The sequence below is a fragment of the Leptothoe sp. EHU-05/26/07-4 genome (genome assembly GCF_043421015.1).
GTDB lineage: Bacteria > Cyanobacteriota > Cyanobacteriia > Phormidesmidales > Phormidesmidaceae > Leptothoe > Leptothoe turfae.
This window is the reverse complement of sequence record NZ_JAXSQV010000002.1, coordinates 925,927-949,378: the sequence shown is the minus strand read 5'-3', so window position 1 is coordinate 949,378 and position 23,452 is coordinate 925,927. Positions and strand designations below refer to the sequence as shown.

The following is a 23,452-nucleotide window of genomic DNA, read 5'->3' as shown; positions in this document are numbered from 1 at the left end:
CTGATTCCACCGGACTCCTATCTTATTCACCTGAAACTGGATGACTATTTTTCACTTCTCAAAGGAGAGAGAATAGCAAAAACGATCTGCTCGCGAGATTGTTTCCCCATGTAAGATGGGGGACTGATCATGGGTGTAAGCCGTATAGCGATACACAATCAGTGGTTGACCTAAGGGCACTTCTAAATAACCACTGATTTCATAGTCAGCATGCGTGCATTCAATGACTGCATCAACCTGCGCAATGACGATTCCATGAGCTTCAAGGGTTGGAAATGTCATTTGCCGCTTCAGCTGAGCACCAAACTGCTGCCCCAGTTCCAGTACAAGATAGCTGACATCCACTGCACCAACGACGCCATCCATATGCAGCAGTTTTTTTTGCAGATAAACTGTTGACTTATCAGGCAACTGTAAGGATGTTTGCACAGCGTTAGAAGGACGAATTTTTCTAAAAGTAAGATTTTCAAATGTGAACTGAATCCCTTTACGTGCTAGATCTCGTTCTAGAAAAACCAAGGGGCTAGATAATGCATAGGCGACCTTTTGCCTGGGAGTGACAAAAACACCCCGCCCCTGTTGCGCTTGTGCCAACCCCTGACTAACTAGGTTGGCCACAGCTTGTCTAACCGTAATCCGACTGACATTAAAAGCCTCCATCAGCTGATGTTCGCTGGGCAATTTTTCACCAGGCAAGTAATCACCTGCTTCAATTTGCTGGCGAAGCTTCTCCGAGATAGTGATGTGTAAAGGAACAGATGTTGACGACATATGGAAGAGTGCCTATGTCAGGATTTGATGAAATATCACCTAGCCTTGTTATAGCAGCTATGGTGTGCTACTTTTTACTTGTTATAACAAGTGTTTCAAGAGTTCAAGATGTCAGAACCGTTGAGCACTTGTCCCATCAACGTTGGAAAGATGTTAACTGACTCGACTCAAGCCCCTAACGTATCGGTGTCGAAACCTCATAAAATCTTGGATGTTTGTGAGCTTAAGACATTGAATACACGCACTAATCTGGACGGTGTAGCTAGGTTAGCCTTACATGTAGTTGTGCTTGGTGTCAGTGGCTACCTGTGGGGAAGTGCGTCCAGTTGGCTAAAGTTTCCCGCCCTGTTGCTCTATGGGATCGGCCTTGCCATGATGTTTTGTCCAACCCATGAATGTGTTCATCGAACAGCATTTGCTAATTCTAGGACCAATGATGTTGTGGGATGGTTAGCGGGTCTATTATCGTTCTATAACAGCACGTTCTATCGTTATTACCATAAGTGGCACCATCGCTATACACAAATTGCCGGAAAAGATCCAGAACTGGATGATCCTAAACCTGAAAATCTAGGCCAGTATCTATGGCGGCTAAGTGGTGCTTCTTGGTGGTACGACAAAATTAAAGGTCATCTAAAGATTTCTTTTGGGCAACTGGAAGATTATTACTTTTTGCCACAAAGTTCCTACGGAGACGTGATCTCGTCAACTCGGCTACAGTTAGGAACATATATTGCGATCGCACTACTTTCCACGGCCCTAGGGCATCCCTGGTTTATTGTCACCTACTGGTTGTTGCCACTGGCGTTAGGACAGCCATTCCTCAGATTTGTACTCATTGCAGAGCATACAGGGTGTACGAATGATGATAATCCTCTCACAAATACACGCACAACATTAACGATATGGCCGCTCCGACTCTTGATGTGGAATATGCCCTATCACGCTGAACACCACCTTTATCCGTCGATTCCATTTCATGCGTTGCCCAAGGCTCACCAAAAACTGAAAGATTCTTTCTCTCGAGTCGATTCAGGATATTTCCAGGTGAATCGATCAATTATTAGCGCTTTGCAATAAGAGAGAACATTAATCCTTTCTCTCCTCAAAAGAGGTAGTTTCCCTTTGGATAATCCCCCCTGTCACCTGTCTAGGAAGAGATTAACGTCTTGATTTGAGCATTGAGCATTGAGCACTGCATTTACTTCATTCGTAAACAGAATCATGACGTCTCCTAACAGCTTTGTTTTGAAAGAGTTTCCACTACAGTGTGGTGTAGTGTTGCCTGAAGCAGAGATTATCTATCAAACCTATGGAGAGTTAAATTCAGAGCGCAGTAATGGGGTACTATATCCCACATCTTACGGAGCACAGCACAGTGATGTTGACTGGTTGGTGCGTCCAGAAAGTATTTTGGATCCCACTGACTGGTTTGTAATTATGCCAAATATGTTTGGCAACGGCCTTTCCACATCGCCTAGCACCTGTCAGGATGCCAAGCGACCAGGGTTTTACTTCACCCACTATGACAATGTGCGAGCCCAAGCTGCATTGTTGGACAGCTTAGGCATTGATCAGTTAGCCCTGGTATACGGCTGGTCCATGGGAGCCCAGCAGGGATATCATTGGGGTGCACTTTATCCAGAGCGGGTGAAGCGGATTGCAGCATTGTGTGGCACCGCTAAAACTACTGATCATAATCGGATTTTTCTCTACAGTTTGAGGGCTGCTTTACAGGGTGATCCCACCTGGAATGGTGAGCGATTTGAAGGGATACCGGAAAAAGGGTTTCACACGTTTACTCAGATTTATGCCAGCTGGGCTGCGTCGCCAGCTTATTATCGAGCAAAGCCTTATCTGGCATGGGGCTATGGGTCGTTAGAAGACTATCTGCTGCGGAGTTGGGAAGCGGGTTATCGACGGCGCGATCCGCATAATTTACTGGCAATGATTGAGACGTGGCTACACTGCAATGTGGGAGATAATCCCATCTATGGGGGTGACTATGTTAAAGCAATGGGGTCAATTACGGCCAAGACCTTGGTGATGCCTGCTACAACAGATCTGTACTTTACACCGGAAGATTGTGAGGCAGAGGCCAAACTAATCTCCGGAAGTAACTACGTTCCAATTCGTTCCATTTGGGGCCATCGAGCTGGCAATCCTTACCAGAATCCTGAAGACGAGATCTTTATTAAGCAAACGGTTGAGATGTTGCTAGCCAGTTAAAGAGACGTTCCATGGAACGTCTTACATCATTACCCCATCACTCATCTACCCATCGACAGCCCCAACCTGGGGCTTTATTTTGTGCAGTCCCCTTATTATCCCCTCAGCCAGTTCAATCCAAACGGCAGAGATTTTTCTGCTGCACCATCAGGGGTTTCTGAAGAGAATTCTGCCGGATTTTGATCATACCGATTACGTATTGGAATAGCTGGTCCTTGGGCATCACCGACTAGCGCCGCTGTCTTTTCTAGGGCCATCCGCAACCGCTTTCCTGCATAAATCGACATGTCGCGGGGGACATTGACCCGGTCTCGCAGATAGCGCAGACCATTATCGCTCCCCTGGGGTGGTTCACACGCTTCCCCCGTCATCAAGTTGGTGAGAGCACAGCGCAGGGCTTCATCAAACATCTGATCGTCTGTGGGGTTGACGCGAATAATATTGCCACGATGTTTTAATACCCGATGCAGTGCTTCCACACGAGAGTTTTCGGGTTCAGGGTAGCCCACATCCGGTAGACCCAACCAAGGTCCCTGGTCTACCCGTTGTTGATTAGCCCTGGCCTCGGGTTCGCCATTTTCCCAGCAGCCTCCCATTTGGGGTGGGAGGTCATGGACATGGGTATGAAAATCACTCTGGGTACCGCGATAGGTGGGGCGAGTTTCCATAGCGTCAAACCAGGCAGCCAAACCAGGATTCTCTTCGCGCATGGAGTAGCCTTTGTAGTAAAACAGGCTGGCATTCATGCGCTCCACGTAGGGGGTAAATACCAGGTCGACAACACTGAATTTTTCTAAAAAGTACGGGCCAGGAGTAGCCGCTAGCGCTTCTTCCACCTTAGCTACCACAGCCACAAATTGCTCGCGGTTAAACTGCTCCTGACGGGCAGAGCGAACGGGTTGGCACAGCCAGCTACACCAGGCACGGAACAGCAGGCGCTCTAACCGTCGCAGGGGAATTGCCTGGGGAGCCAACATGCTTACGGTCAGTGGTCCAAATGCCTGCTCCAGAGCGATTAGAATATCATCGCTTTCTGTAAGTCGCTTTCCATCTAACTCTACCCCAGGCAGCGTACCTGAAGGCACCTTCTGTTTATACCAGGCTTCAGCCTGGCATAGTTTAGCAGAAAAGTTTTCATCAAACTGGATAGCAGGCAGCATCCCAGATGGGACAAGGGCTTTATACCATGTTTCTTTGGTGCCATAACAGAACATGGTTACTTTTTTAATGGCATAAGGAATTTGCTTTTCCTCTAGCCATAGCCACACCTTCTGGCAGTAAGGGCACCATGCGTGGTTGTCCCTGAACAGCGTTAGCAGCGGCTCTTTTTGACCGAATAATCTCAGCGTTGCTTGAGGATTTGTTGGGCCATTGATGCGATCACGTTGAATTGTGTCTAGCGCTTCTAGCTCGGTCCAAGACAGTGGTTGAGTAGTCATGCTTGCGTATTGAATGCTGACTACTCCAAGCTAACGCTAAACGCACCACCCTAGGAGGTCACTTCAAGGCGTTTGCAAGCTTTACCACACTTTTGGTAGTCCCCTTATTTGTCTGATGTCGCCATTGATTAAACCAATTTAGTGTTGCTTGCAACCCAGTAAATAATGAATATTCTGCCGTGTATCCTGTACGAATCAGGGCCTTGTTACAGCCTACCCAGTGAGATGGATCGCCTCCTCTTTTATTGCCTTTAAAGGTAATACGCTCGATGCTTTGATGGGCCATCGTGACAATTAGATAGGCTAGATCACGAATTGCCGTACCGTTACCAGAGCATACATTAAATATGGGTGCGCCAATTCTTGTCTGGCTAGTCAACGTTGCGAGTGCGCGTGTGGCATCCTCAACGTGAATGAAATCTCGCACTTCCCGACCACTGCCAAATAACGAAATGGGTTCATCGGAAAGCAACGTCCTATGCAGAATGTCAAACACCACTTGTTTTTTCTGTCTTGGTCCATAAATAGAAAAAAGACGTGCGATCGCAGCTTCAAACCCATAAAGGTCTGAATAGACGCGGATGTACTCTTCTGCGGCTAATTTACTGACACCATAGGGGGAAATAGGTCTAACAGGTGTCTCCTCAGTAATTCGATGGGTGGGGGGCTCACCATATACAGCCGCTGAAGACGCAAAGATAAAACGACCTCTGAATTCACAGTTGCGCAGCGCATCGAGTAAATGGACGGTGGCAACTAAGTTTTGTGAAAAGTCTTGAGTGGGCCATATGATAGAACCTGAGGCGTTGGCCATGCCCGCTAGATGAAAAATCGTATCAAACCGTTGATCGGCTAAAAACTCACCAAGCTGTGGAGTGAGTAGATCAAGTTGGACAAATTGATGCGGCAGTTTTAGCCAACGCCCATACGCTGAGTTGCTCGCCGCAGGTGGATCAATGTCAATGCCCGTTACATGGGCACCAGCAATGGTTAGCTGATCGCACAGTGCCAGGCCTAAAAAGCCACTCACGCCTGTAATAAGAACACGCTGACCACGTAAAAAGGTATGGATCATGGAGCCATATATTTAAAGTACATGTTGGGGCACGGGCGTTTGTTCTAGAAATGTGAAAAAGCTTTTTTCCAATGCCTCAACACAAGACAAGTCATCATAGAGGCGATGCTTATTCTGTGCCATTTGTTCTGTTACCACCTGACGCCATTGCTTGTTGCGCCCGAGACAGATGGCAATTTCCCCATAGTGCTCAACGCTGGTTGCCACCGTTGAGATCACGCCCATTTGTTGTAAAATTGCGCTGCTGACGCGCCCACGGACAAACTCTCCTGGCATCGTTACAACCGGTAAATCATGGGTGATTGCTTCCAGCGTTGTGGTTGTCCCAGCGACGTCAATGCTGTCTAGAAAAATGTCTCCAAGCGCATTGAGACGATGGTAATTAGCATCTGACAATGTCGGTTGCATCACCACAAACTGATCCATATCTAGCTCAGCGTCAGAAAAAGCTTGTCGCAAGCGATTTTCAAAAATACGTGTCAATGCCTCCGAGGACTTATGCTTGAGGAAAACAAATTGGCAATCGCCAACGGCCTTTGCAATCTGAGGGTAGAGGCGATCATATTGCGGCAGGTATTTAAACAGGGATTGCAAACATAGATAAACAACAGATGATGATCGCAATCCATATGCTTGTCGCTGTAGATCCGCTCCGGTAACCTGGGACGGCGTGTAGTGAATGGACAGATTGGGCAATCGAATCAATTTTTCTGTGTGATGGTGTTGTGCATTCCTGGGTTCTAGCAAGTCGCCACTCAAGTAATAGTCCATGGTTGGTAGACCGCTGGTGACATAGGTGCCCCAAGTAGTGCATTGAATGGGAGCGAGGCGCAGCGCTGATAGCTGAATGCTGATCTTATCCATACTGACTTCTGGATAAAGCAAGACGTGGGGATGATCGGTGCTGATAATCTGGCCCCAGGCTTCGATGGATCGTGTCCCATCTGTGTAGGAATGCAGTAGCGATCTCGCCAGGTCTGTTGCGTGATCTTTTTTTGTCCCTAACGAATAGCCAAATAGTTGAAACCGTTCATGATTTAGATGCTGCAACCACCCCTTTAAAATCACTTTCCATACAGAATGGTTGTGAAAATGACCGAAAACAATGCCGATCCGTAGTGGCTCTGTTGTGTTATGAACAGGTGTCTTGGGAAATGGTAATGGGCGTTGATAATACCATTGTGGATAGCGTGCTGCCATAATATGACAGACCACATCTCCATAGAGTCTCTGCAACTCAGTATCGTCATACCCTTGATAGATCAAGTAAAACGGACTCACGGTACCGACAACCGTCGCCAGTTCGGCAACAGCCTGTGTTGGAGCCTTCTGCAAACGTTGGTGCAGCTCAAGCAGCTGACTATGATATCGATGTCGGCTGGACAATACCTCTTTTTGTGTTCGATAAATAATCGGGATCTGTAGCATGCAGGCAAAATAGCGGGCGGCTAGAGAATCCGGTTCAAGTGCGATCGCCTGATCACAGCATTGCAAAGCTTGTTCAGATTGGCCAAGATGATGATACGCTTTCGCCAGACCCAAATAGCTCTCAACGTTCTCTGGCTCAAGCGTTAACGCTTTTTCGTACCAGCCAATGGCCAACACACTTAGTCTTGGCTCGGGCGGGTGATTCAGATACAACGTGGCCATTTGATGGCAGTCAGTTACCGTGTCCTGGTTTGTGCCCATCATGCGACCACCTTCGTACAAACATTTGCACAGGCCAACGTGATGGCTAACGCTTCCGTACCCCGCTCAAACCCTGTTGCCTGATCTACAGCTTCCGTAAGACGTTTCAAATCGAGATATTGAGCGACAGTATGGAAACGTGGGTCCGCCCGGAGCTGTTCGAGCAATTCTGGTAAGGCCGCGACCATCACCTGGCCAATCACATCAAAGGCCGCTTGCTCTACTTTAGAACGATTCCACCGGATCTCTTGGGGAAGTATCCCCCCCACGGCGCGGCGCATTAAAGAACGCGTCCAGCCATTTTGCACAAACTGCTCCGGCGGCACCCCCAAACAAAACTCTAAGATCCGCCGATCTAGCAGTGGATAACGGTAAGAGACACCTTGCCTGGCCCCATTGATGGCCCAGGATTCAAGGCGCTTAGTAATGTGACCGTTGTCTAGCCAGCGCCACTGCATTTGTTGCACACCAGGACGCTCACGCAAAGCCACGCCCCGTAATCTTCGCACCGCCTGCCCATGGGCATCGGCAAACTGAGGATTGATCCAGCTCTCTGGATAGCGGCTGTGTCGCCCCGCCAGCATCACGGCAATGGGCTCTGGGATCAGAGGGATCAACACTTTTTCGTAAAACAGACGGGCATATCGCGCCGTTTGTCGTACTTGTGAGATATTATCGCTTGTCTTTGTGAAGGCACACAATTCATGGTGCAGCTGTTGCCACCGGCCTTGCAAGAACTGTGAAGAGAGACACCCCCAACCATGTCCTGTCACCGTTTCATCACCGCCCCATCCTGAAAGCATCACGTGCACGTGATCCTGGCTAGCCTGCTGCAAGACAAGTTCTTCTCGCAGCATCATTTCGTAGGGCACACGGGTAAAATCACGCCGATACGTGCGCACAACATCCTCTACACTGAGGTCGATATAGTTACAATCAATGGCATACTGACGGCAGAGTGTTTGGATAAGATCATGTTCATTTCCAGCTGGTTTATTGGTTCGACTTGGCTGAGGTGACCAGGAATAGGCCTTCAGCGTTTTGTCTTGGTGCTGTAGCAGCTGCGATGCAATGGCGACAATAGTGGACGAATCTAGCCCACCGCTTAGGTGCGCACCAATGGGCAGATTTGTTTGGATGCGGCATTCAACAGCCTGGAACAACAAGTCTCGTAACTGTTCGGCATAGGCCTCATTGGATGGCAAGCGAACGTCGCGGATATTGTCTAAAGACCAATAACGACACAGCCGGCTCGTCTCTTTTGTCACCGACAGGTGGTGGGCAGGGGGGAGCTTGAAAATATTGGCCTGAAATGTCTGATGCTTCTCAGCAAAATACGTATCTTCTTGGAGATGCGCAGCTAGCAGCGGCTCGTTCAACTTTTGAGGCACGGAGGAACAGGCCAGCATAGCTTCGATATCTGAGGCAAAGACAAAGCAGCCGGGAGTGTCATAATAAAAAAATGGCCTCAGCCCCATATGATCCCGACCGCAAAATAATTCTTTGCGTTGCTGATCCCAGATAACAAAAGCAAACGCCCCAACTAGCTGCCCAACGCAAGCTTTCTGCCACTTCGCGTACCCTAATAGAATTAAGTGGCTATCAGTGAGTGTGCGACGTTCACTCACGGGAATCTTCAATATCTCGTATAATTCTTCCCGATTATCGATCCGTGCATCGGCTATGATAAACAGTCCTAAAGCCTGTGGATGGGTAATCGGCAAATGCTCAGGATTTGATGTAGAGTCTAGGTCACAAAGAGAATAACCGAATCCGATCTCCTCTCCGATCTCCTCAGTGCAGTGGGCGCGAGTGCCCGTTGGCCCCCATAGCTTTATGATGGCTCGCATGGCCCCCAATGTTTCAGGGGTGACAGGTTGGCCGTTTTTGTGAAAAATCCCAAAAATGCCGCGCATAGTCTACTTACCGTGTCTACTTACCGTAAAATGCAACAACCTGATATTGAGCAGCGATCGCCCCGCCCGTAACCATTTGCCCCCCCACGCGTAGCCAAGCGTGCGCTGCCAGTTGGGCACCTTCGTTGCTGAGTCCTAGATAGAGCGTACTGAAAATCCCACGCATCCGCAGCATGAGCTTTCCTGAGATAGCTTGTGCCAAACAGTTACTGCGCCAAGGCGTGTAAGGGCTTACCATAGTGATAGCTGTGGCAATCTGTTGGGCAATCAGCTGGTGAGACCCCGTGCAAACTTTAGGCGTTTCACAATTCAGATGGCCAAGACAAGGGCCGAGAAGACGCAACGGTAAAACAAGTACCACACAGCGAGACAACGCCAGCAGTACAGTTGCTTCCAACAACATGAACTGTGTTGCCATCGGCAGGTTAATGTAGCGCCCTACTCTATAGCGCCATCCTGGTAGAGCCCTATCTATATTGCTGTGCACTATGATTCAACAACATGGGCTACTTTTTCATCGATCATCCGCTGTAGAAAAGCTTGTGTATCAGCGAGACAAGTATCCGCTGATACCGCATAACGTTCCTGCAAGACTGCGCAAATCTCAGCAATTGTTACAGGGTGCTGTATTAAATGCCAGATCTCGCTCCCCACAGAGTCGAGCGCGAAGTAATTATCTGTCTCCAGACTCATCATCATCACTTCGTTGCCTAAGTTAGCTGCGATGAGGTCTTCTTTTTGCACAATTTTAGTTGTCAGCTCAAGCATTTACGTCTCCCAGGGGCATGTGTGAAGTGCATCTCGATTATGCAAATAAAGCCCTCGTCTTCAACCCATCTCTCTCAGAATCTATCGATGCTGTTTTGACTCAGTAGATATCATGAAGGTCTACAAGCACCAGCTTCTACATTAGGGATGAAAGGACCGCTGTTGGTATCCTTAACGCTAATTTTCTTTAGCTCGGGAGCTGTCCATTGTTTTTTATGGGTAGATGCTTCGTTTTTCATTCTGCTCAATCCTCGTTAATGATTTTAATGTTGCAAAAGGGTGTTTAGCATCCCTTTCGAGATGCTACTAATTCATATTTCCCAAATTCACAAAGAAAACTTAGTCTAAACCAGGTCTAACGGTAAAATTTAAATTGATTATCCGCAGACTCAGAAGCCCTTTAAAGAGAATGTACTTTCTGCAATAGTGTGATCTGATTTATCAGTGAAAAACCATTCCTAGGTCGTGTTAGCTGGCATATCTGGCCAGCACGAATCAGTTCAGCTGTCTGCCTAAAGAGTCGTTTTTGTACGCCCAACGCTTGGGTGTACTCCCCTCGAAAGACATTCTTAACAATGGCAGCTGTCATCTCTGGCAGTGATAGTGGTGTGATGTCCACGGTCTCAACATCGGCTGGGTTAAGCAAATAGATCATTCTCAGGGCGGTGGGCACTGACGCCAACTCATCCTGTAATAAACGCGAATACTTATCTTCCTTTTGCCATACCCTTTGCATCAGTTTTTTATTGTGTCCCAGCTGCTGGATGGTGTCATGCCATAATCTAAGCTGGGCCATGCCTGGCAATACCTGGAACCCACGGCCTGGAGAAAACTCAAGAGCACATAGATCTTCTGCCAGCAGTTTATACCCAGCATCGATCAAGCCTGCTGCCAGGGTTGATTTTCCAGAACCAGATGGTCCCATAAAAATTAAGGCACCTTGGTCAGTTGCGATCGCGCTTGCATGGAGAATCAGCTGATGGCGTTGATGGAGTAATGCACCAATGCATTGGGAAAACAAATACAACCGGATAAGATTATCAGAACAACCTGCATGGGGCTGAACCACAATCTCACAGCCATTGGTGACGTAATAATTAGCGATATTGTCAAGACGCAATAGATACGCGTCTGGTTTAACCTGACTAAATCCATCATCAAGCTGGTGACCCTCTAAGAGTCTAGGGACAGGGCCAACTCTGATGACAATATCGGGGGGTGAGTGAGTGGCAGCAATGGGCAATAGTTCGGGGCATTCGAACTCCGATACGATGTGCAACCCAAATCCACAATAATGATGAAAATGATTGTTTGGATGGTGTAGACGTATCTTCAATTGTTCAGTGGTTTTTGTCTCTAAATCGATCCACATCCTTTCCCCTTTAAAAAACCAGAATCCTGGATTTAGATTTTTCAGATAAATTAGGAGACGATTACAATAGACTAAAAATCTCTACTACTCAGATCTTGCCCTAAGGTCGGTTGTGAAGCTCGAACCCACGCTGGGTTAAAAACCCAACGCTAATTGAGGGCTGTCCACTCAAGGGACAAGATTGGCTGGACAGCTCTAAATAGAGAGCTTTTAGGGATTCTTTAACCGCTTGAGCGGTTTTGAGCCAGTTAGCCTTGCGACTTTGAGTCTAAGGCGGGTTAATGCTTCCTTGCCAGGTGCAAGATCTCAGTACTAACTTAATGGTCTTACAAAAAGAGGATCTCAACGATTGTGTAAGCTGCCATCAGTAGTTATACGAATGTTGTCTAAATCAATCTTTGGACTGTTAAAAACCCTTGGGCAACAAGTTAATATTGAATGAAATTTATGTATTTTTACAAGTGTTTTACCGGTGAGGGTCGAGTATTATTCACCTGTTTTGTTGAGTATGTGTAAAAATCGAAAGTTATTATTATCTTAACTAGGTTAGTTCGTAAGTTCCGTACGCTATGGAGTTTAGATGTCGAGAGCCGATGGCTGTTACTACAGACTTTTCTGCTCTTGCCATCAGTGGCCCTATCCTTAAAATTCTGGGGGCTAAAGTTCACCCAAGCAATATTAGTAAAACTGTTCCCTATCCCAGCTTCGCCGCCACCTAATCATTCACACCGGCTTATTACCACAACTCGGATGGTGCAGTTGGCGGTAAAATACTGTCAGCCTTGGGCTAACTGTTTAAAAAAATCATTAGTATTATGGAGCTTACTACGAGCTCAGGGGATTGATGGCCAGTTGCGCATTGGGGTGCGACAAGATGCCCAAAAATTTGAAGCCCATGCCTGGGTAGAGTGGCAAGACTTGATCCTGGGCGATCGCCAGGATGTGCGGGAAAGATTTGCCATGTTTGATCGCCCCATTGACATTTCTTCTTTGTAAGTAAATTAAGTAAACAAGATGTCGATTCAAACGGCCTTACAATTTATTCAGCATGTTCGTAGCAATGAGACAGTTCAACATCAGCTTGAATCGACGGATCTACAGGTGGGGTTAGCCTCGTTGGTAGATATCGGAGCTATGTATGGCTTTGAATTTACGATGGAAGAACTGCAACAGGCGCACAGACATGACTGGATGATGCGCTGGGTTCATTTTCAGTCTTACTGAAAATGAACAGGCAAAGCGTTCAATCCATGGACACTGATATCGAGCTTGGCCTACTTGCTGAGGGTGGAGAGAGCCATTCGTGGGCAAACCATAAATATCCTTTTGCTTCCAAGGGAGAGTGGGGATGATAGACCACCTTGATGTGGCTGACGCGGCGGCTCAGGCTGGTAAAACAGTTCTGAGGGCGCAATAATGAGGCCTTAATCAACTCCCCCGGCCAATGGGTGGGGATAGTCATGGGGGTGGTTTGTCCTGGCCATTGCAAAAAAGCTTGTCGCTTGGCAGGCGTACAGTATCCCTGATCAACGAGGGTATCTAAAAAATTGGCCCAACCGGGTTCATCCTGGGGCTGCTTTAGGAAAATACATTCAAAGCCTAACTTGGGATATACCTGTTGCCCCACATCCAGGCACACCGTGATCCGATCCACTTGGGTCGCTAGTTTTGTCATAAGTGACTCGATTTCATCGGTTTGGCCTAGCCATTTTATCCGTTGTAAGTACGGGACCAACAGCTCCGGCTGTAGGCGCTTGACATTCACCCGCAATGCCTCGACAGAACGGGACAACATGACGCCAATATGGCTGACGAAAGTACCTTCTGGACAAGCCGTAAAGCAACGTTTTAACGAATCCTGCCAGGGTACCCAAGTGGATCCCAGAAGACTATCCAATACTTGGCTGGCCTGAACAAATGATTGGGATGGATCTGAAAGATGGGTGGGTAAAGCAAAGAAGAGCGAGGGCAACAGCCGAGGGTTTGAGACATCACTGTCAAACTCAAGCCAAATCTCTGGAATGCTGTCATGAAGACTGGAGTCGGGATCCGACCAGTGATGGAGGAAGGTCTGAATGTGGTTCCATAGCGGATTAATTGCCAAGGATGGCTCGGCAAGATATTTTTTCAATAGCGCTGGTTCATCATTGCCAGATATGACACATTGTTGAATGTCCACCTGGGGTGAGTTGTCCCCTAGACGACACTCAAATCCACCCCGTAAAATCGGGGCCATCTGACTGGCAAGGATTTTGAGCCCAGGCACCTGGTTTGGCTCCAATAATGCGGCGGAGAGTTGGGGTAAGAGTAAGTCAATGGATTCAGCAAATACAGCCGTCATCGGTTTTAGGAGTGTTATGCGCAAGTTAACTAGCTGATGCCTTCGTTAACCTGGAAATGGGCTGATTAGCAACTAACGTTAAGCCATAAATACGATAGCGCCATAGAGTTAGACCTTCAACAGTTAGGTCTTTATGATCACCATAATGGGTCATTAATCCCATTTAGTCTTCAGATAGATCGGGTTAATCTTTCCTTTAGGTGATTCAATAACTCCCATGGTGTACATAATTTTGCGTAGGGGCCTACGCCTGCTTTACTGCAGTGATTTATGTGTTTTTACGAGTGTTTTTACAAGTATGTTTCACTTATCATTCGTTTGTTTTGTTGAGTATGCGTAAAAACCGAAAATCATAATTATCGTAACCGTGGACAATCCAGAAACTGTAGTCCTTGCTTTAAGAGTACATGTGAGCCGCTCACATTTTTGAACTTTTTCTAATACTATGAGTGGTTTTGTTGCTATTCTCAATGGAGAGGGTCACCCCCTTGACTGTTCTTTGCTTCAGCAAATGACAGATTTAATGGTGTTTCGCGGCCCAGATGCCCAGAATATCTGGAGTGAAAGTTATGTGGGGCTTGGCCATGCTCTGTTGCGCACCACTTGGGAATCTGAGCAAGAACGGCAACCCCATAGTTTAAATGGCACGGTTTGGTTAACTGGAGATATCCGTCTCGATCGCCGTCAGGGGGTAATCGATCAACTCCGCCAGGCTGGGTGCATGGTAAAATCAGAGGCCGCCGATGTTGAACTGGTTTTACAGGCCTATCAGGTTTGGCAAGAGAATTGTTTAGACAGACTGAGTGGAGATTTTGCCTTTGCCCTATGGGATAGTCCCCGGCAGCGTCTGTTTTGTGCGCGGGATCAGTTTGGGGTGGTGCCGCTCTATTATGCCACCGTTGGTAACGGTGTCATTGTCAGCAACCATTTGAATTGCCTAAGGCTGCATTCGCACGTGTCCGATTATTTGAACGAGCAGGCGATCGCAGACCTACTGTTGTTCAGTATGAATATGGATCGCAGCAGTACCACCTTTGCCGATATTCAACGGTTGCCCCCAGCTCACACCCTGATATGGTCCGCAGGCAAGGTGCGTATCCAGCAGTACTGGCAGTTGCCAGAACAGGTGGAAATGCTCCACTATAAAGACCCACGGGAGTATATCGAACACTTTCGAGAATTATTTGACCGGTCTGTGGCCGATCGGCTGCGTACCGATCAAGTAGGTACCCATTTAAGTGGCGGCATGGACTCCACTAGTATTGCGGCCACGGCCCATGGTTTGTTGAAAACAACTTGTGGCTTTAAGGTTGACCTCCGGGCCTACGCGATTGTTTACGACCATTTGATCGAAGAAGATGAGGGGACCTATGCGGCACAGGTTGCTCAACAGGCTGGATTGCCCCTGGAATACCTTATTGCAGAAGATTTTATTGAGCAAGCTCCCCCAGAGAAACCAGACTATCGTTATCCTGAACCTCTCCTAATTCCCACCCAGGTGGCAGAGGTGGAGATTATTCGCCGGGTAGCCACCTATAGCCGCGTCTTACTGCAAGGATTTGGCGGGGATCCCGCCCTTTATCCAGTGCCCATAAATCTATCTCAGTTACTACAATACCAGTATTTTATTCCTAATCTCCTGGGCTGTATGGGAACACTTCGCTCAAAGCTCCGCCTCCGAACTCGCCTTAATCGATGGCTTGGAAGAGACCAAACGATGGTGTTACCTGGCTGGTTTAACCCAGATTTTGCTAAACGAACGGACCTAGCCGCAAGATTGCAAGAACAATTGACGATATCACGACAACTAGAACGCTATGGGATGGCCGATGAACCCCTTTGGTCTAACATTTTTGGCTGGTCTGACCCTGGCTTCAGCGGCTTCCCCGTTAAATCGCGCTTTCCCTTTTTCGACTTGCACCTGGTGTTATTTTTACTGTCCGTCCCATCAACCCCCTGGTTCCAAAGTAAGTTCTTGTTACGGGAAGCGATGCAGGGGCGATTGCCAGATTCTGTGCGACAGCGGCCTAAAACCCCTTTAGGTGAGTCTCCCCATTACAAGTTGATGCAACAGCGAGGCATCCAACCCTGGATGACAGAATTAATTCATACCACTGCGTTAACACCTTATATTAAGTCGGAACAACTATTACAAACGTTGCAAAAGCCTGAAACTCTCACTCCCCTGGGCTATAATCAGGCATCAAGCGTTTTACAACTTGCTTATTGGCTATGCCATTCATAGCATCCATAGGCTGAGTTTCATTTCAGTCAAGAATAACGGCACTCAAGTACCATACTACAGGATGATTATCATGTCTCAAACGACTCCTAATAAGACACCAAAATCAGGCAAGCGTCTATACCATTCTCCTAAATTCGATAAATTAGGTAAAGTGAGTGAGCTTACGCTGACTAGCACAACATTTGTGGGTTCAGACGGTGGCAGTGGAATTTTCCAATATGCTTCATAGCTGACGTTTTGAACGGTCTATATCTGTGCCTCAACAAGCTTCTAAGCAGAATAAAACATACAGGATTTATGGCCTGACCCTCCAGGTAAATCGATGTTTGCCTAATCTCATCTCCGCTAGCCCTGATTTACCCATTGATGTCAAAGTTGACTTAATGAGTGGAGAGAAATCCCAGATACCGTCTCCTGATGTTGAGTTTGTGTCGTCGGGATTGACGGTTATCACCCAGGCCGATGTGCCCCATTACCAACTTTGGTTTCGTGGCGATGGACAGCTTAATTTTGAGATCGATGCTCTGGGTACTGACATTTCAGTCACCTGGGATCGCTCGGTTCTAGAAGAAGTTACTGGTCTCTTAGTGGGACCCGTTTTAGCTTGTGTGTTGCGGTTGCGAGGTAGGTTGTGTCTTCATGCCTGTGTGGTTGCCATGGGGGAAAAGGCCATTGCCATCGTAGGTGACACCGGAGCCGGAAAATCGACTACAGCAGCAGCCTTGGTCAGTCAAGGCTATCCAATGCTGGCTGACGATGTGGCGGTACTGGACAATTTATCCCAGTCCTGGCATGTCCATCCGGGCTATCCTCGTCTACGGCTATGGCCTGAAACGATCCAGGCTGTATATGGATCAGAGGCTGATTTGACAAGGGTTTTTAGCTTTTCGGAGAAACGTTTTGTTGAGTTAACTCCCAGTGATTCTCCGGCGCTCAATAAAACGGCATGGAACTTTTATCCTCATCCCCTACCGTTGTCGGCTATTTATGTCTTAGATACCGTGAATAAAGATCAGCTGACAGCGGCAAAGCCAACAATCGAACCCATTTCCCCGGCTGCCGCTGTGATGCTGATGATGAGACATCGATCGGCTGGTCAGTTGATGAACGCGGATGCCGATCAGCAAGCTAGGGAATTTGCAGCGATGAGTTCTGTGGTCAGGGATGTACCCGTACGAAAGGTGAAACGCAGTCATAATTTGCAGGCACTGTCTCAACTCTGTGATGCGATTGTAGAAGATGTGAGGCTGAGTGCGGTCTAGAGCTGCAATGCCATTAACCCAGGAATTGTTAGATGACCATGGACACTGGAGTAGTCTTGGACTTAGATCGTTTTTATTCAACTGAATCGGTTCAGGCCTGGAAACAGATTATTGGTGAAGATTTACATTATCATTTTGGTTATTTTCGAGGTACTGAAACATTAGAAACAGGCTTAAAACAAACGGTTAGAAATTATTATCCCCATATTCCCTCGGGTTCAAACGTTTTAGATGTTGGCTGTGGTTGGGGTGGTCCGGCCCAACTATTAATTGCAGAACGGGAATGCACGGTCACTGGGATTACCTGTAGTACGGCCCAAATGAATTATTGTCAAAGCCTAGGTTTACAGGTATGGCAACAGAATTTAGATCAAGATTCTGGAAAAATTCCTGGCGATTATGATGTGATAGTTAGCCTTGAAATGATTTCCCATATTCAGGACAAATTAAGCTTGCTACATCGTCTACGTTCCTGTGGATCACGCTTAATTTTGTCAGAAAGCTGTGCGGCAGATGGTTATAGCGGTGATCGTTTAACATTTGGTAACTCCATTGTGCTTTGCACTGTTTCTGAACTGGTGCGCAATTTGAAGTTGGCAGGCTGGACTATTCAATCTATGCAAAATCGACGGGTTTACTCCCTACGGACGATCTTACTTTGGCAACAGAATTTTGAGCGAATCTATGGTGATTCTGAACCCCCTGGACAGCTTGGTGTTTTGCGTGGCCTGGTGGATACTGCGTTGCGATCGCCCAGAGGTTGGTGTCAGTCTTTCCCGTTGATAGACATCGTGGCAAATTGAGGTATTTCATTTAACGTTAGCTGCTAAAAAAGCCGAAATGGACTGTCTACCTTTTGACCCTCGATTACCAGAGTTTCGGGCCAATCCCTATCCTACCTATCGTTATTTGCAGACCCATCATCCCATTTATTATCGGCCTGACCATAACGACTGGTTACTGACGCGCTACGCTGATGTTGCAGACGTTCTCAAAAGTTCTAAGTTTGGTCGTACAGAACATCACCAGTCATCGGTAAAACAAATCAGCAGTCAACGGCCTCTGCATCGATTCTTCAAACTGCGTCAGGAAAGCCAAAACCTGATGGGCCTATGGTTAGTGCTGAGAAACCCGCCCGATCACAGCAGAATTCGTTCTCTTTTACATCATCCCTATCGGCCTGTTCAGGTTCAGGCCTTGCGATCGCATCTGCAAACAACAGTCCATACCCTGATTGATCAGGTCCAAGCTCAAGGCCAGATGGACCTGATTGCAGATCTCGCCTATCCCCTTACCCTCAGTTTAAACTGCAAAATCTTAGGTATTCCGCCCCAAGCTTGGCATCCCAAATTTAAGCAGTGGTCAGAAGATTTATCTGTAATTGCAGATATGGATGTAACCCCCATGGCAAGAGAGCGGGGACTATTAGCGATCGCAGGTTTAGCTGACTACTTTCAAAGTTGGTTTGATCAATGTCGCAACATTACTCAAGGCCAGGACAACTTAATTGCCACCCTGATGCAAGCCGTAGCCGACCATCAGTTAAGTGAAACAGAACTGCTCTCAACCTGTATATTCATGTTTACCGTTGGGCACTCTTCCACTGCAAATTTATTAGGCATAAGCATGCTCACCTTACTTCAACATCCGCATCAACTGCAGCTACTCCAGAGTGAGCCATCCTTAATGGGGACGGCAATTAATGAAGTCTTGCGTTATGACAGTCCGGTGCAGGGTGTCTCACGCCAAGCACTGGTGGATATTGAACTTGACAATCACATGATTCCACAGGGACAAGTGGTGAACTGTATTATCGCTGCCGCTAATCGAGATCCGGCTAAATTTTCTGAACCTGACGTCTTTAACATCAAACGCAGCCCCAATCCTTTCCTGTCCTTTGGCCAAGGCATTCATCTGTGTATCGGCAAACATATGGCTAAACTTGTGGCGGAAATCACCGTGGGGACTCTAGTACAGCGTTTACCTAAGTTATCCTTCGTATCCACAGCGCCAGAGGCTTTCGACTGGGAAGAGTCTTTTCTGGGACGGGGATTAAAATCATTGCCGCTCTCATTTTAATCAATCGAGCCAGCGTGATTATAAAGTAGCCAAGGAGGTTATGCAGCAATCAGTTCAACTAAACCATGGGTTAATAATTCGTCAATTAATGTTTCCACATCATGCTGTAGCAGTGTTGGCTCCACATCATATTCAGTTTGCAAGGTGGCGATGGCCATTTCAATGGACTCCTTCTCAATCAAGGTTTGCCACATATGAGTCCCCACATCATCCAGTCCAAAATATTCCTCAGTTTGAATATTTAACAACACAGACTCTCCGGCTAAGTCTTGAGCCAACACATGGGAGGTCACGGATAGTCCTTGATCTAACGAAAATTGCATCATAGTTTTAGGATTGTTGAACGAAATCGGGATCTGGAACCCATAGTCTGGAGAAAACTCAAGAGCGCAATTGATTCACATTCTTTTCCTGTGACAAACTAGAATCTTAGATTTAGATTTTGCAGATAATCTTCAGATAAACTTAGGGATCGATTACGGCAAGCCAAAAATCTCTACTAAATCAATGGTCTTACAACAAGAGGATCTCAACGATTGTGTGAGTTGCCATCAGTAATTATACGAATGTTGCCTGAATAATTTTCCAGACTGTCAAAAACACTTTTTATAGTATTAAATGAGTACGCTGAGCACTATTCAGGTCACACAGTCCAACCCAAGTCAGGAACTGAGATGCAGCGTTGGCTTCCAACCATTCTTCCGCAAGGAATATACCTTATTATTGCCATCAAAATTATTTGGCAAAGCGCACCGCAGTGGACATGTGTAAGCTCTCTATTGCTAGTGTTTCAGGGTCTGCTGCCTGCCACCTTTTTCTATGTCAGTAAAGTAATTGTAGACAATATTGGAGCTATCTTTAGTACAGCTCATGCCCTTCCCAATTCATGGCATAGCTATACTCACCTGATGCCATGGTTAGTAGTACTTGGGGGCATTGCCATTGTTGATATTGTCTTAACAAGCACCACTGACTTGGTCAACACGGCACAGGGTGAAAAAGTAACCAATAGTCTGCAAGATATTCTCCATGCAAAATCCATTGCCGTAGACTTGGCATACTACGAAAATCCTCAGTATTATGATGTGCTCCAACGGGCTCAAAATGAAGCATCGTTTCGCTGTAATCAAATTTTGAGTAGTCTGGCGAATGTCTTCAAAAATGCTGTTTTGCTAGCTGCCCTCAGTGGACTTTTGCTGTCTATTTCTTGGCAGATTATCGCTCTTCTAGTGGCTGCCTCCCTCCCTGCTTTGTGGGTTCGGCTGAAATATACCCGTGTCTTTTACCGCTGGCAACGTCGCCGTACAGCCTTGCAGCGCCAATCTTTTTATATGAGTCATTTGCTGACGGAGGCAAAGTTTGCTAAAGAAATTCGCCTGTTCAATTTAGGCTCATTTTTAAGACGTCGGTATCGCACAGTACAAACTAAAATTTATCGAGAAAAATTAGCGATCGCAACCAAGCAAGCTGTCTACAACTTTAGCACCCAGCTCTTTGGTGGAGTATTGTTGCTCGTTAGCTATGGCTATATTATTTATCGAGCATTTAACAACGAATTTACCTTTGGTGACTTAGTTCTTTATTATCAAGCTATGCAGCGAGGGCAAACCGCATTAAAACAGTTTTTTAATAGTTTGGCGCAACTCCATGAAAATAATCTATTTCTCAAAAATATCTTCGAATTTCTGGAACTAACGCCCCATGTGCTAGAACCTGAGCAGCCCCAAGTAATGCCCACCACATTTCAGAAAGGCATTGTTTTCAAGCAGGTTAATTTTAAATATCCCAACACTCAACGCCAGGTTCTGCACAACATTAACCTCAGGGTTGCCCCCGGTGAAACCATTGCCCTAGTCGGTGAAAATGGATGTGGGAAGACGACGCTGATTAAGCTACTTTGTCGGCTGTACGATCCCACATCAGGAGATATCTACTTAGAGAATAAAAATATTAAGCACTACGCAATTTCCGAGCTGCGACGACAAATCAGCGTTATTTTTCAAGACTATGCCAAGTACTATCTCACAGCCCGCGAGAATATTAGCTTTGGCAATATTGAACACCACCATGACGTTACACGGATCGAATCTGCGGCTCGTCAGTCTGGTGCTGAGTCAATTATTCAAACGCTTCCTAAGGGCTATGAAACTATTTTAGGCAAACTCTTTGATCAAGGCGAAGAACTAAGCATAGGCCAATGGCAAAAAATTGCCTTAGCCCGAGCCTTTTTGCGAGACTCACAAATTATGGTTTTAGATGAACCCACTGCCGCTATGGATCCCAAGGCAGAATATGCTGTGTTTCAAAAATTAAAAAGCTTAGCTCGTCACCAGGCGATTGTTCTGATTAGTCATCGTATGTCCACTGTGAGGCTGGCCGACCGTATTTATGTAATGGAACAGGGAAAAATCGTTGAATGTGGCAGCCACGCTGAGCTGATGAACAATCAAGGGCTTTATTTCCAGTTGTTTGAAATACAAGCTGAAAAATATCGTTAGAGAGAAACGGATATTTGCTCTCAAGTACAAGCCCACAGGGGCATGGAAGTTAACTTGTCAGGGTTTCAACACCAATCGCTCCCGCAGCCAAAGCCACATGCTAAGGCTCAACACCCCATCGACCACACTGCTCCCCAGCGCCAGCCCCGCAACGCCTAGGGATTGATATAGAAAACCGTTAAATAAAATGTTTAACCCCAGACTCCAGGCGCTCAGCCAGCCTAATGCTCGATGGGCGCGGAGCACATGTAGGACGCGGACCAGCAGTTCTCGGCTCAGGTACGCCCCCAGCCCCAACCCATAGCAGCGTAGTACGTGCCCCACCAGTAATGTCGCTTCCGGGTCAAAGGCCCCTCGCCGATACGTCAGTGCCACAATGGGGGTGGCCAACAGTGCCATCAGCCCGCCCATGGGTAAAACAAATCGGAGCATAAGACTTAAAGCTCGTTGAGATTGCTCCCATAGCTCCCCGGGCTCATTCGCCACCTGCGCCAAGTTTGGCACCAGCGGTACGAGCATCACATTGGAAAAAATCCCTGCCGGGGCCTGCACTACTAGAAACGCCAGCGTTAGCGCACTGGCCGCCGCCCCCGGCTCAGGTAGCCATGAGGCAAAGGCCAAGTCAATGTACCAGTTTGCTCGGGTAACACTCATAAATAAGCAGCTAGAGGCAATCAAACGCAGCGCTACGCGGATTTCTGACCACAGGCCCAGATGTCGCCAAGCCACACTCAACGAATGACTAAGTGGGTACCCCCGCAGGCCCAGCCACAGCACTCCCCACTGCAGCACCGCCCCTGCTAAGTAGGCCCAGGCCAGCACCTGACCGCTCGCTAGGTCAGCGCTATTGAGCTGTTGTTGGAACCCATGGTTAAACCAAAATGCGCCTGAGATCGCAGCCAAACTCGACAGCAGCGGACTCAGCGTTGGCAGCCAATAGTTACGATGCCAGGTCAACAGACCAATGTTGAGGCCGATCATGCTGCCGAACCACACCGTCGCAGCCATAATTTGCAACTGCCGAATTGCCAAGCCTCGGACGTCACCCGCCCCCACCGCCAGCCCCGGCGCGATCAGATCAATACCCTGGGGAGCCAACCAAACTAGCAAGCCAGTCACCCCCAACATTGCGCCACCGATCACCACCGTTAACGCCCGAACAATGGCCCTGGACTTCTCCGGAGGATAGTTCGCCAAAATAGTCAAAACGGCACTGTGCAACGGGCCATTAATCCCCCCCAGAACAACTAGAAACAGGTTTGGTAATAAAACTGCATACTGGAAGGCTCCATAGAGCGGCCCAATCCCAAAAACAGCTGCGTTTACCTGCTCTCGCATCAAACCAGCCAGCCGGGTGGCCAGAGTTGCCCCCGCCACGACGCTGGCCGATGAAGTCAGAATTTGAACAATTTTTGGAAACAGGGACAAACGCTTGGGCAAGACTCAATCCTAACTAAGATTTAAGTTTGCTTCGTTGAAGACCAGTAAAGTCTCCACAGTACCGTCAGCTGACATTGAACAAACCTTCCTTCTCGTAGAAAACAACAGTGTTTACCCATAGAACAGAAAGATTTTTGTAAGTGTAGTCCTCTTAAGCCTTAGCCATTGGTTTACCAAGAATCCGAGAAAAATATTGGCAGTACACTCACTGTATTTTCACGCAGAAAATCAACACCATTAGCACCAGTCAATAGAGAAAGTTCAATCTAACAGATTTTTTGAATTAATAGTCTGGTTAAATAGTCTAATGTGACATTTTTAATCGTAT

General features: G+C 47.2%; 20 protein-coding genes. 9 read left to right on the top strand and 11 right to left on the bottom strand.

Going from position 1 to position 23,452, the window contains the following annotated elements; translation table 11 throughout:
* Positions 1–51: 51 nt before the first annotated feature.
* Positions 52–771: a GntR family transcriptional regulator gene (locus U2F10_RS05840; protein ID WP_499871271.1), complete on the bottom strand. Its 720-nt coding sequence runs from the start codon at positions 769–771 to the stop codon at positions 52–54.
* A gap of 150 nt (positions 772–921) precedes the next feature.
* On the opposite strand from U2F10_RS05840, the gene U2F10_RS05835 reads away from it, so the two are divergent.
* Together U2F10_RS05835 and U2F10_RS05830 are read left to right on the top strand one after the other, a co-directional pair.
* Positions 922–1,851, top strand: coding sequence for a fatty acid desaturase (locus U2F10_RS05835; protein ID WP_499871269.1), 930 nt, complete (start codon positions 922–924; stop codon positions 1,849–1,851).
* Between the two features lie 144 nt (positions 1,852–1,995).
* The gene (locus U2F10_RS05830; RefSeq protein ID WP_499057693.1) at positions 1,996–3,000 is read left to right on the top strand and encodes an alpha/beta fold hydrolase; all 1,005 of its coding nucleotides are present in this window, start codon (positions 1,996–1,998) and stop codon (positions 2,998–3,000) included.
* 95 nt (positions 3,001–3,095) lie between these two features.
* Here U2F10_RS05830 and U2F10_RS05825 read toward each other — a convergent pair whose 3' ends face one another.
* The 7 genes from U2F10_RS05825 to U2F10_RS05795 form a co-directional block, all read right to left on the bottom strand.
* Positions 3,096–4,439, bottom strand: coding sequence for a glutathione S-transferase family protein (locus U2F10_RS05825; protein ID WP_499057695.1), 1,344 nt, complete (start codon positions 4,437–4,439; stop codon positions 3,096–3,098).
* 58 nt (positions 4,440–4,497) lie between these two features.
* A complete protein-coding gene (locus U2F10_RS05820; protein ID WP_499057697.1) occupies positions 4,498–5,514 on the bottom strand; it encodes an NAD-dependent epimerase/dehydratase family protein in 1,017 nt (338 codons plus the stop codon).
* Between the two features lie 12 nt (positions 5,515–5,526).
* Positions 5,527–7,206: an O-linked N-acetylglucosamine transferase, SPINDLY family protein gene (locus tag U2F10_RS05815; protein WP_499871267.1), complete on the bottom strand. Its 1,680-nt coding sequence runs from the start codon at positions 7,204–7,206 to the stop codon at positions 5,527–5,529.
* Positions 7,203–9,119, bottom strand: a complete 1,917-nt coding sequence (locus tag U2F10_RS05810) for an asparagine synthase-related protein (protein WP_499871266.1) — start codon at positions 9,117–9,119, stop codon at positions 7,203–7,205. Before U2F10_RS05810 ends, U2F10_RS05815 begins: the two co-directional genes overlap by 4 nt.
* Before the next feature lie 16 nt (positions 9,120–9,135).
* Positions 9,136–9,537 (bottom strand): lasso peptide biosynthesis B2 protein, encoded by a 402-nt coding sequence (locus U2F10_RS05805; RefSeq protein ID WP_499871264.1) that lies wholly within the window; start codon positions 9,535–9,537, stop codon positions 9,136–9,138.
* Between the two features lie 68 nt (positions 9,538–9,605).
* Positions 9,606–9,887, bottom strand: coding sequence for a PqqD family peptide modification chaperone (locus tag U2F10_RS05800; RefSeq protein ID WP_499871262.1), 282 nt, complete (start codon positions 9,885–9,887; stop codon positions 9,606–9,608).
* A gap of 400 nt (positions 9,888–10,287) precedes the next feature.
* Positions 10,288–11,259, bottom strand: coding sequence for a hypothetical protein (locus U2F10_RS05795; protein WP_499871260.1), 972 nt, complete (start codon positions 11,257–11,259; stop codon positions 10,288–10,290).
* A 630-nt stretch (positions 11,260–11,889) separates the two neighbouring features.
* Here U2F10_RS05795 and U2F10_RS05790 point away from each other — a divergent pair.
* Together U2F10_RS05790 and U2F10_RS05785 are read left to right on the top strand one after the other, a co-directional pair.
* On the top strand, positions 11,890–12,255 hold the full coding sequence (locus U2F10_RS05790) for a lasso peptide biosynthesis B2 protein (RefSeq protein ID WP_348918274.1): 366 nt from the start codon (positions 11,890–11,892) through the stop codon (positions 12,253–12,255).
* 18 nt (positions 12,256–12,273) lie between these two features.
* A complete protein-coding gene (locus U2F10_RS05785; RefSeq protein ID WP_499871258.1) occupies positions 12,274–12,483 on the top strand; it encodes a Nif11-like leader peptide family natural product precursor in 210 nt (69 codons plus the stop codon).
* A gap of 19 nt (positions 12,484–12,502) precedes the next feature.
* On the opposite strand, the gene U2F10_RS05780 is transcribed toward U2F10_RS05785, so the two are convergent.
* Positions 12,503–13,600 carry a hypothetical protein gene (locus tag U2F10_RS05780; protein ID WP_499865760.1) on the bottom strand — a complete coding sequence of 366 codons (1,098 nt, stop codon included), beginning with the start codon at positions 13,598–13,600 and terminating at the stop codon, positions 12,503–12,505.
* A gap of 445 nt (positions 13,601–14,045) precedes the next feature.
* On the opposite strand from U2F10_RS05780, the gene U2F10_RS05775 reads away from it, so the two are divergent.
* The 4 genes from U2F10_RS05775 (at position 14,046) to U2F10_RS05760 (ending at position 19,186) form a co-directional block, all read left to right on the top strand.
* The gene (locus U2F10_RS05775; RefSeq protein WP_499871257.1) at positions 14,046–15,845 is read left to right on the top strand and encodes an asparagine synthetase B family protein; all 1,800 of its coding nucleotides are present in this window, start codon (positions 14,046–14,048) and stop codon (positions 15,843–15,845) included.
* Positions 15,846–16,099: 254 nt separating this feature from the next.
* Positions 16,100–17,107 (top strand): P-loop NTPase family protein, encoded by a 1,008-nt coding sequence (locus U2F10_RS05770; RefSeq protein WP_499871256.1) that lies wholly within the window; start codon positions 16,100–16,102, stop codon positions 17,105–17,107.
* A gap of 32 nt (positions 17,108–17,139) precedes the next feature.
* The gene (locus tag U2F10_RS05765) at positions 17,140–17,910 is read left to right on the top strand and encodes an SAM-dependent methyltransferase (protein ID WP_499871254.1); all 771 of its coding nucleotides are present in this window, start codon (positions 17,140–17,142) and stop codon (positions 17,908–17,910) included.
* A 37-nt stretch (positions 17,911–17,947) separates the two neighbouring features.
* Positions 17,948–19,186 (top strand): cytochrome P450, encoded by a 1,239-nt coding sequence (locus U2F10_RS05760; protein WP_499871253.1) that lies wholly within the window; start codon positions 17,948–17,950, stop codon positions 19,184–19,186.
* Positions 19,187–19,224: 38 nt separating this feature from the next.
* Here U2F10_RS05760 and U2F10_RS05755 read toward each other — a convergent pair whose 3' ends face one another.
* The gene (locus tag U2F10_RS05755) at positions 19,225–19,512 is read right to left on the bottom strand and encodes a PqqD family protein (protein ID WP_499871252.1); all 288 of its coding nucleotides are present in this window, start codon (positions 19,510–19,512) and stop codon (positions 19,225–19,227) included.
* Positions 19,513–19,860: 348 nt separating this feature from the next.
* Between U2F10_RS05755 and U2F10_RS05750 the strand changes: the two genes are divergently transcribed.
* Complete coding sequence (locus U2F10_RS05750) at positions 19,861–21,684, top strand: ABC transporter ATP-binding protein (RefSeq protein ID WP_499871250.1); 1,824 nt, start codon at positions 19,861–19,863, stop codon at positions 21,682–21,684.
* Positions 21,685–21,741: 57 nt separating this feature from the next.
* On the opposite strand, the gene murJ is transcribed toward U2F10_RS05750, so the two are convergent.
* Positions 21,742–23,124: a murein biosynthesis integral membrane protein MurJ gene (gene murJ, locus U2F10_RS05745; protein ID WP_499871249.1), complete on the bottom strand. Its 1,383-nt coding sequence runs from the start codon at positions 23,122–23,124 to the stop codon at positions 21,742–21,744.
* Between the last annotated feature and the right edge of the window lie 328 nt (positions 23,125–23,452).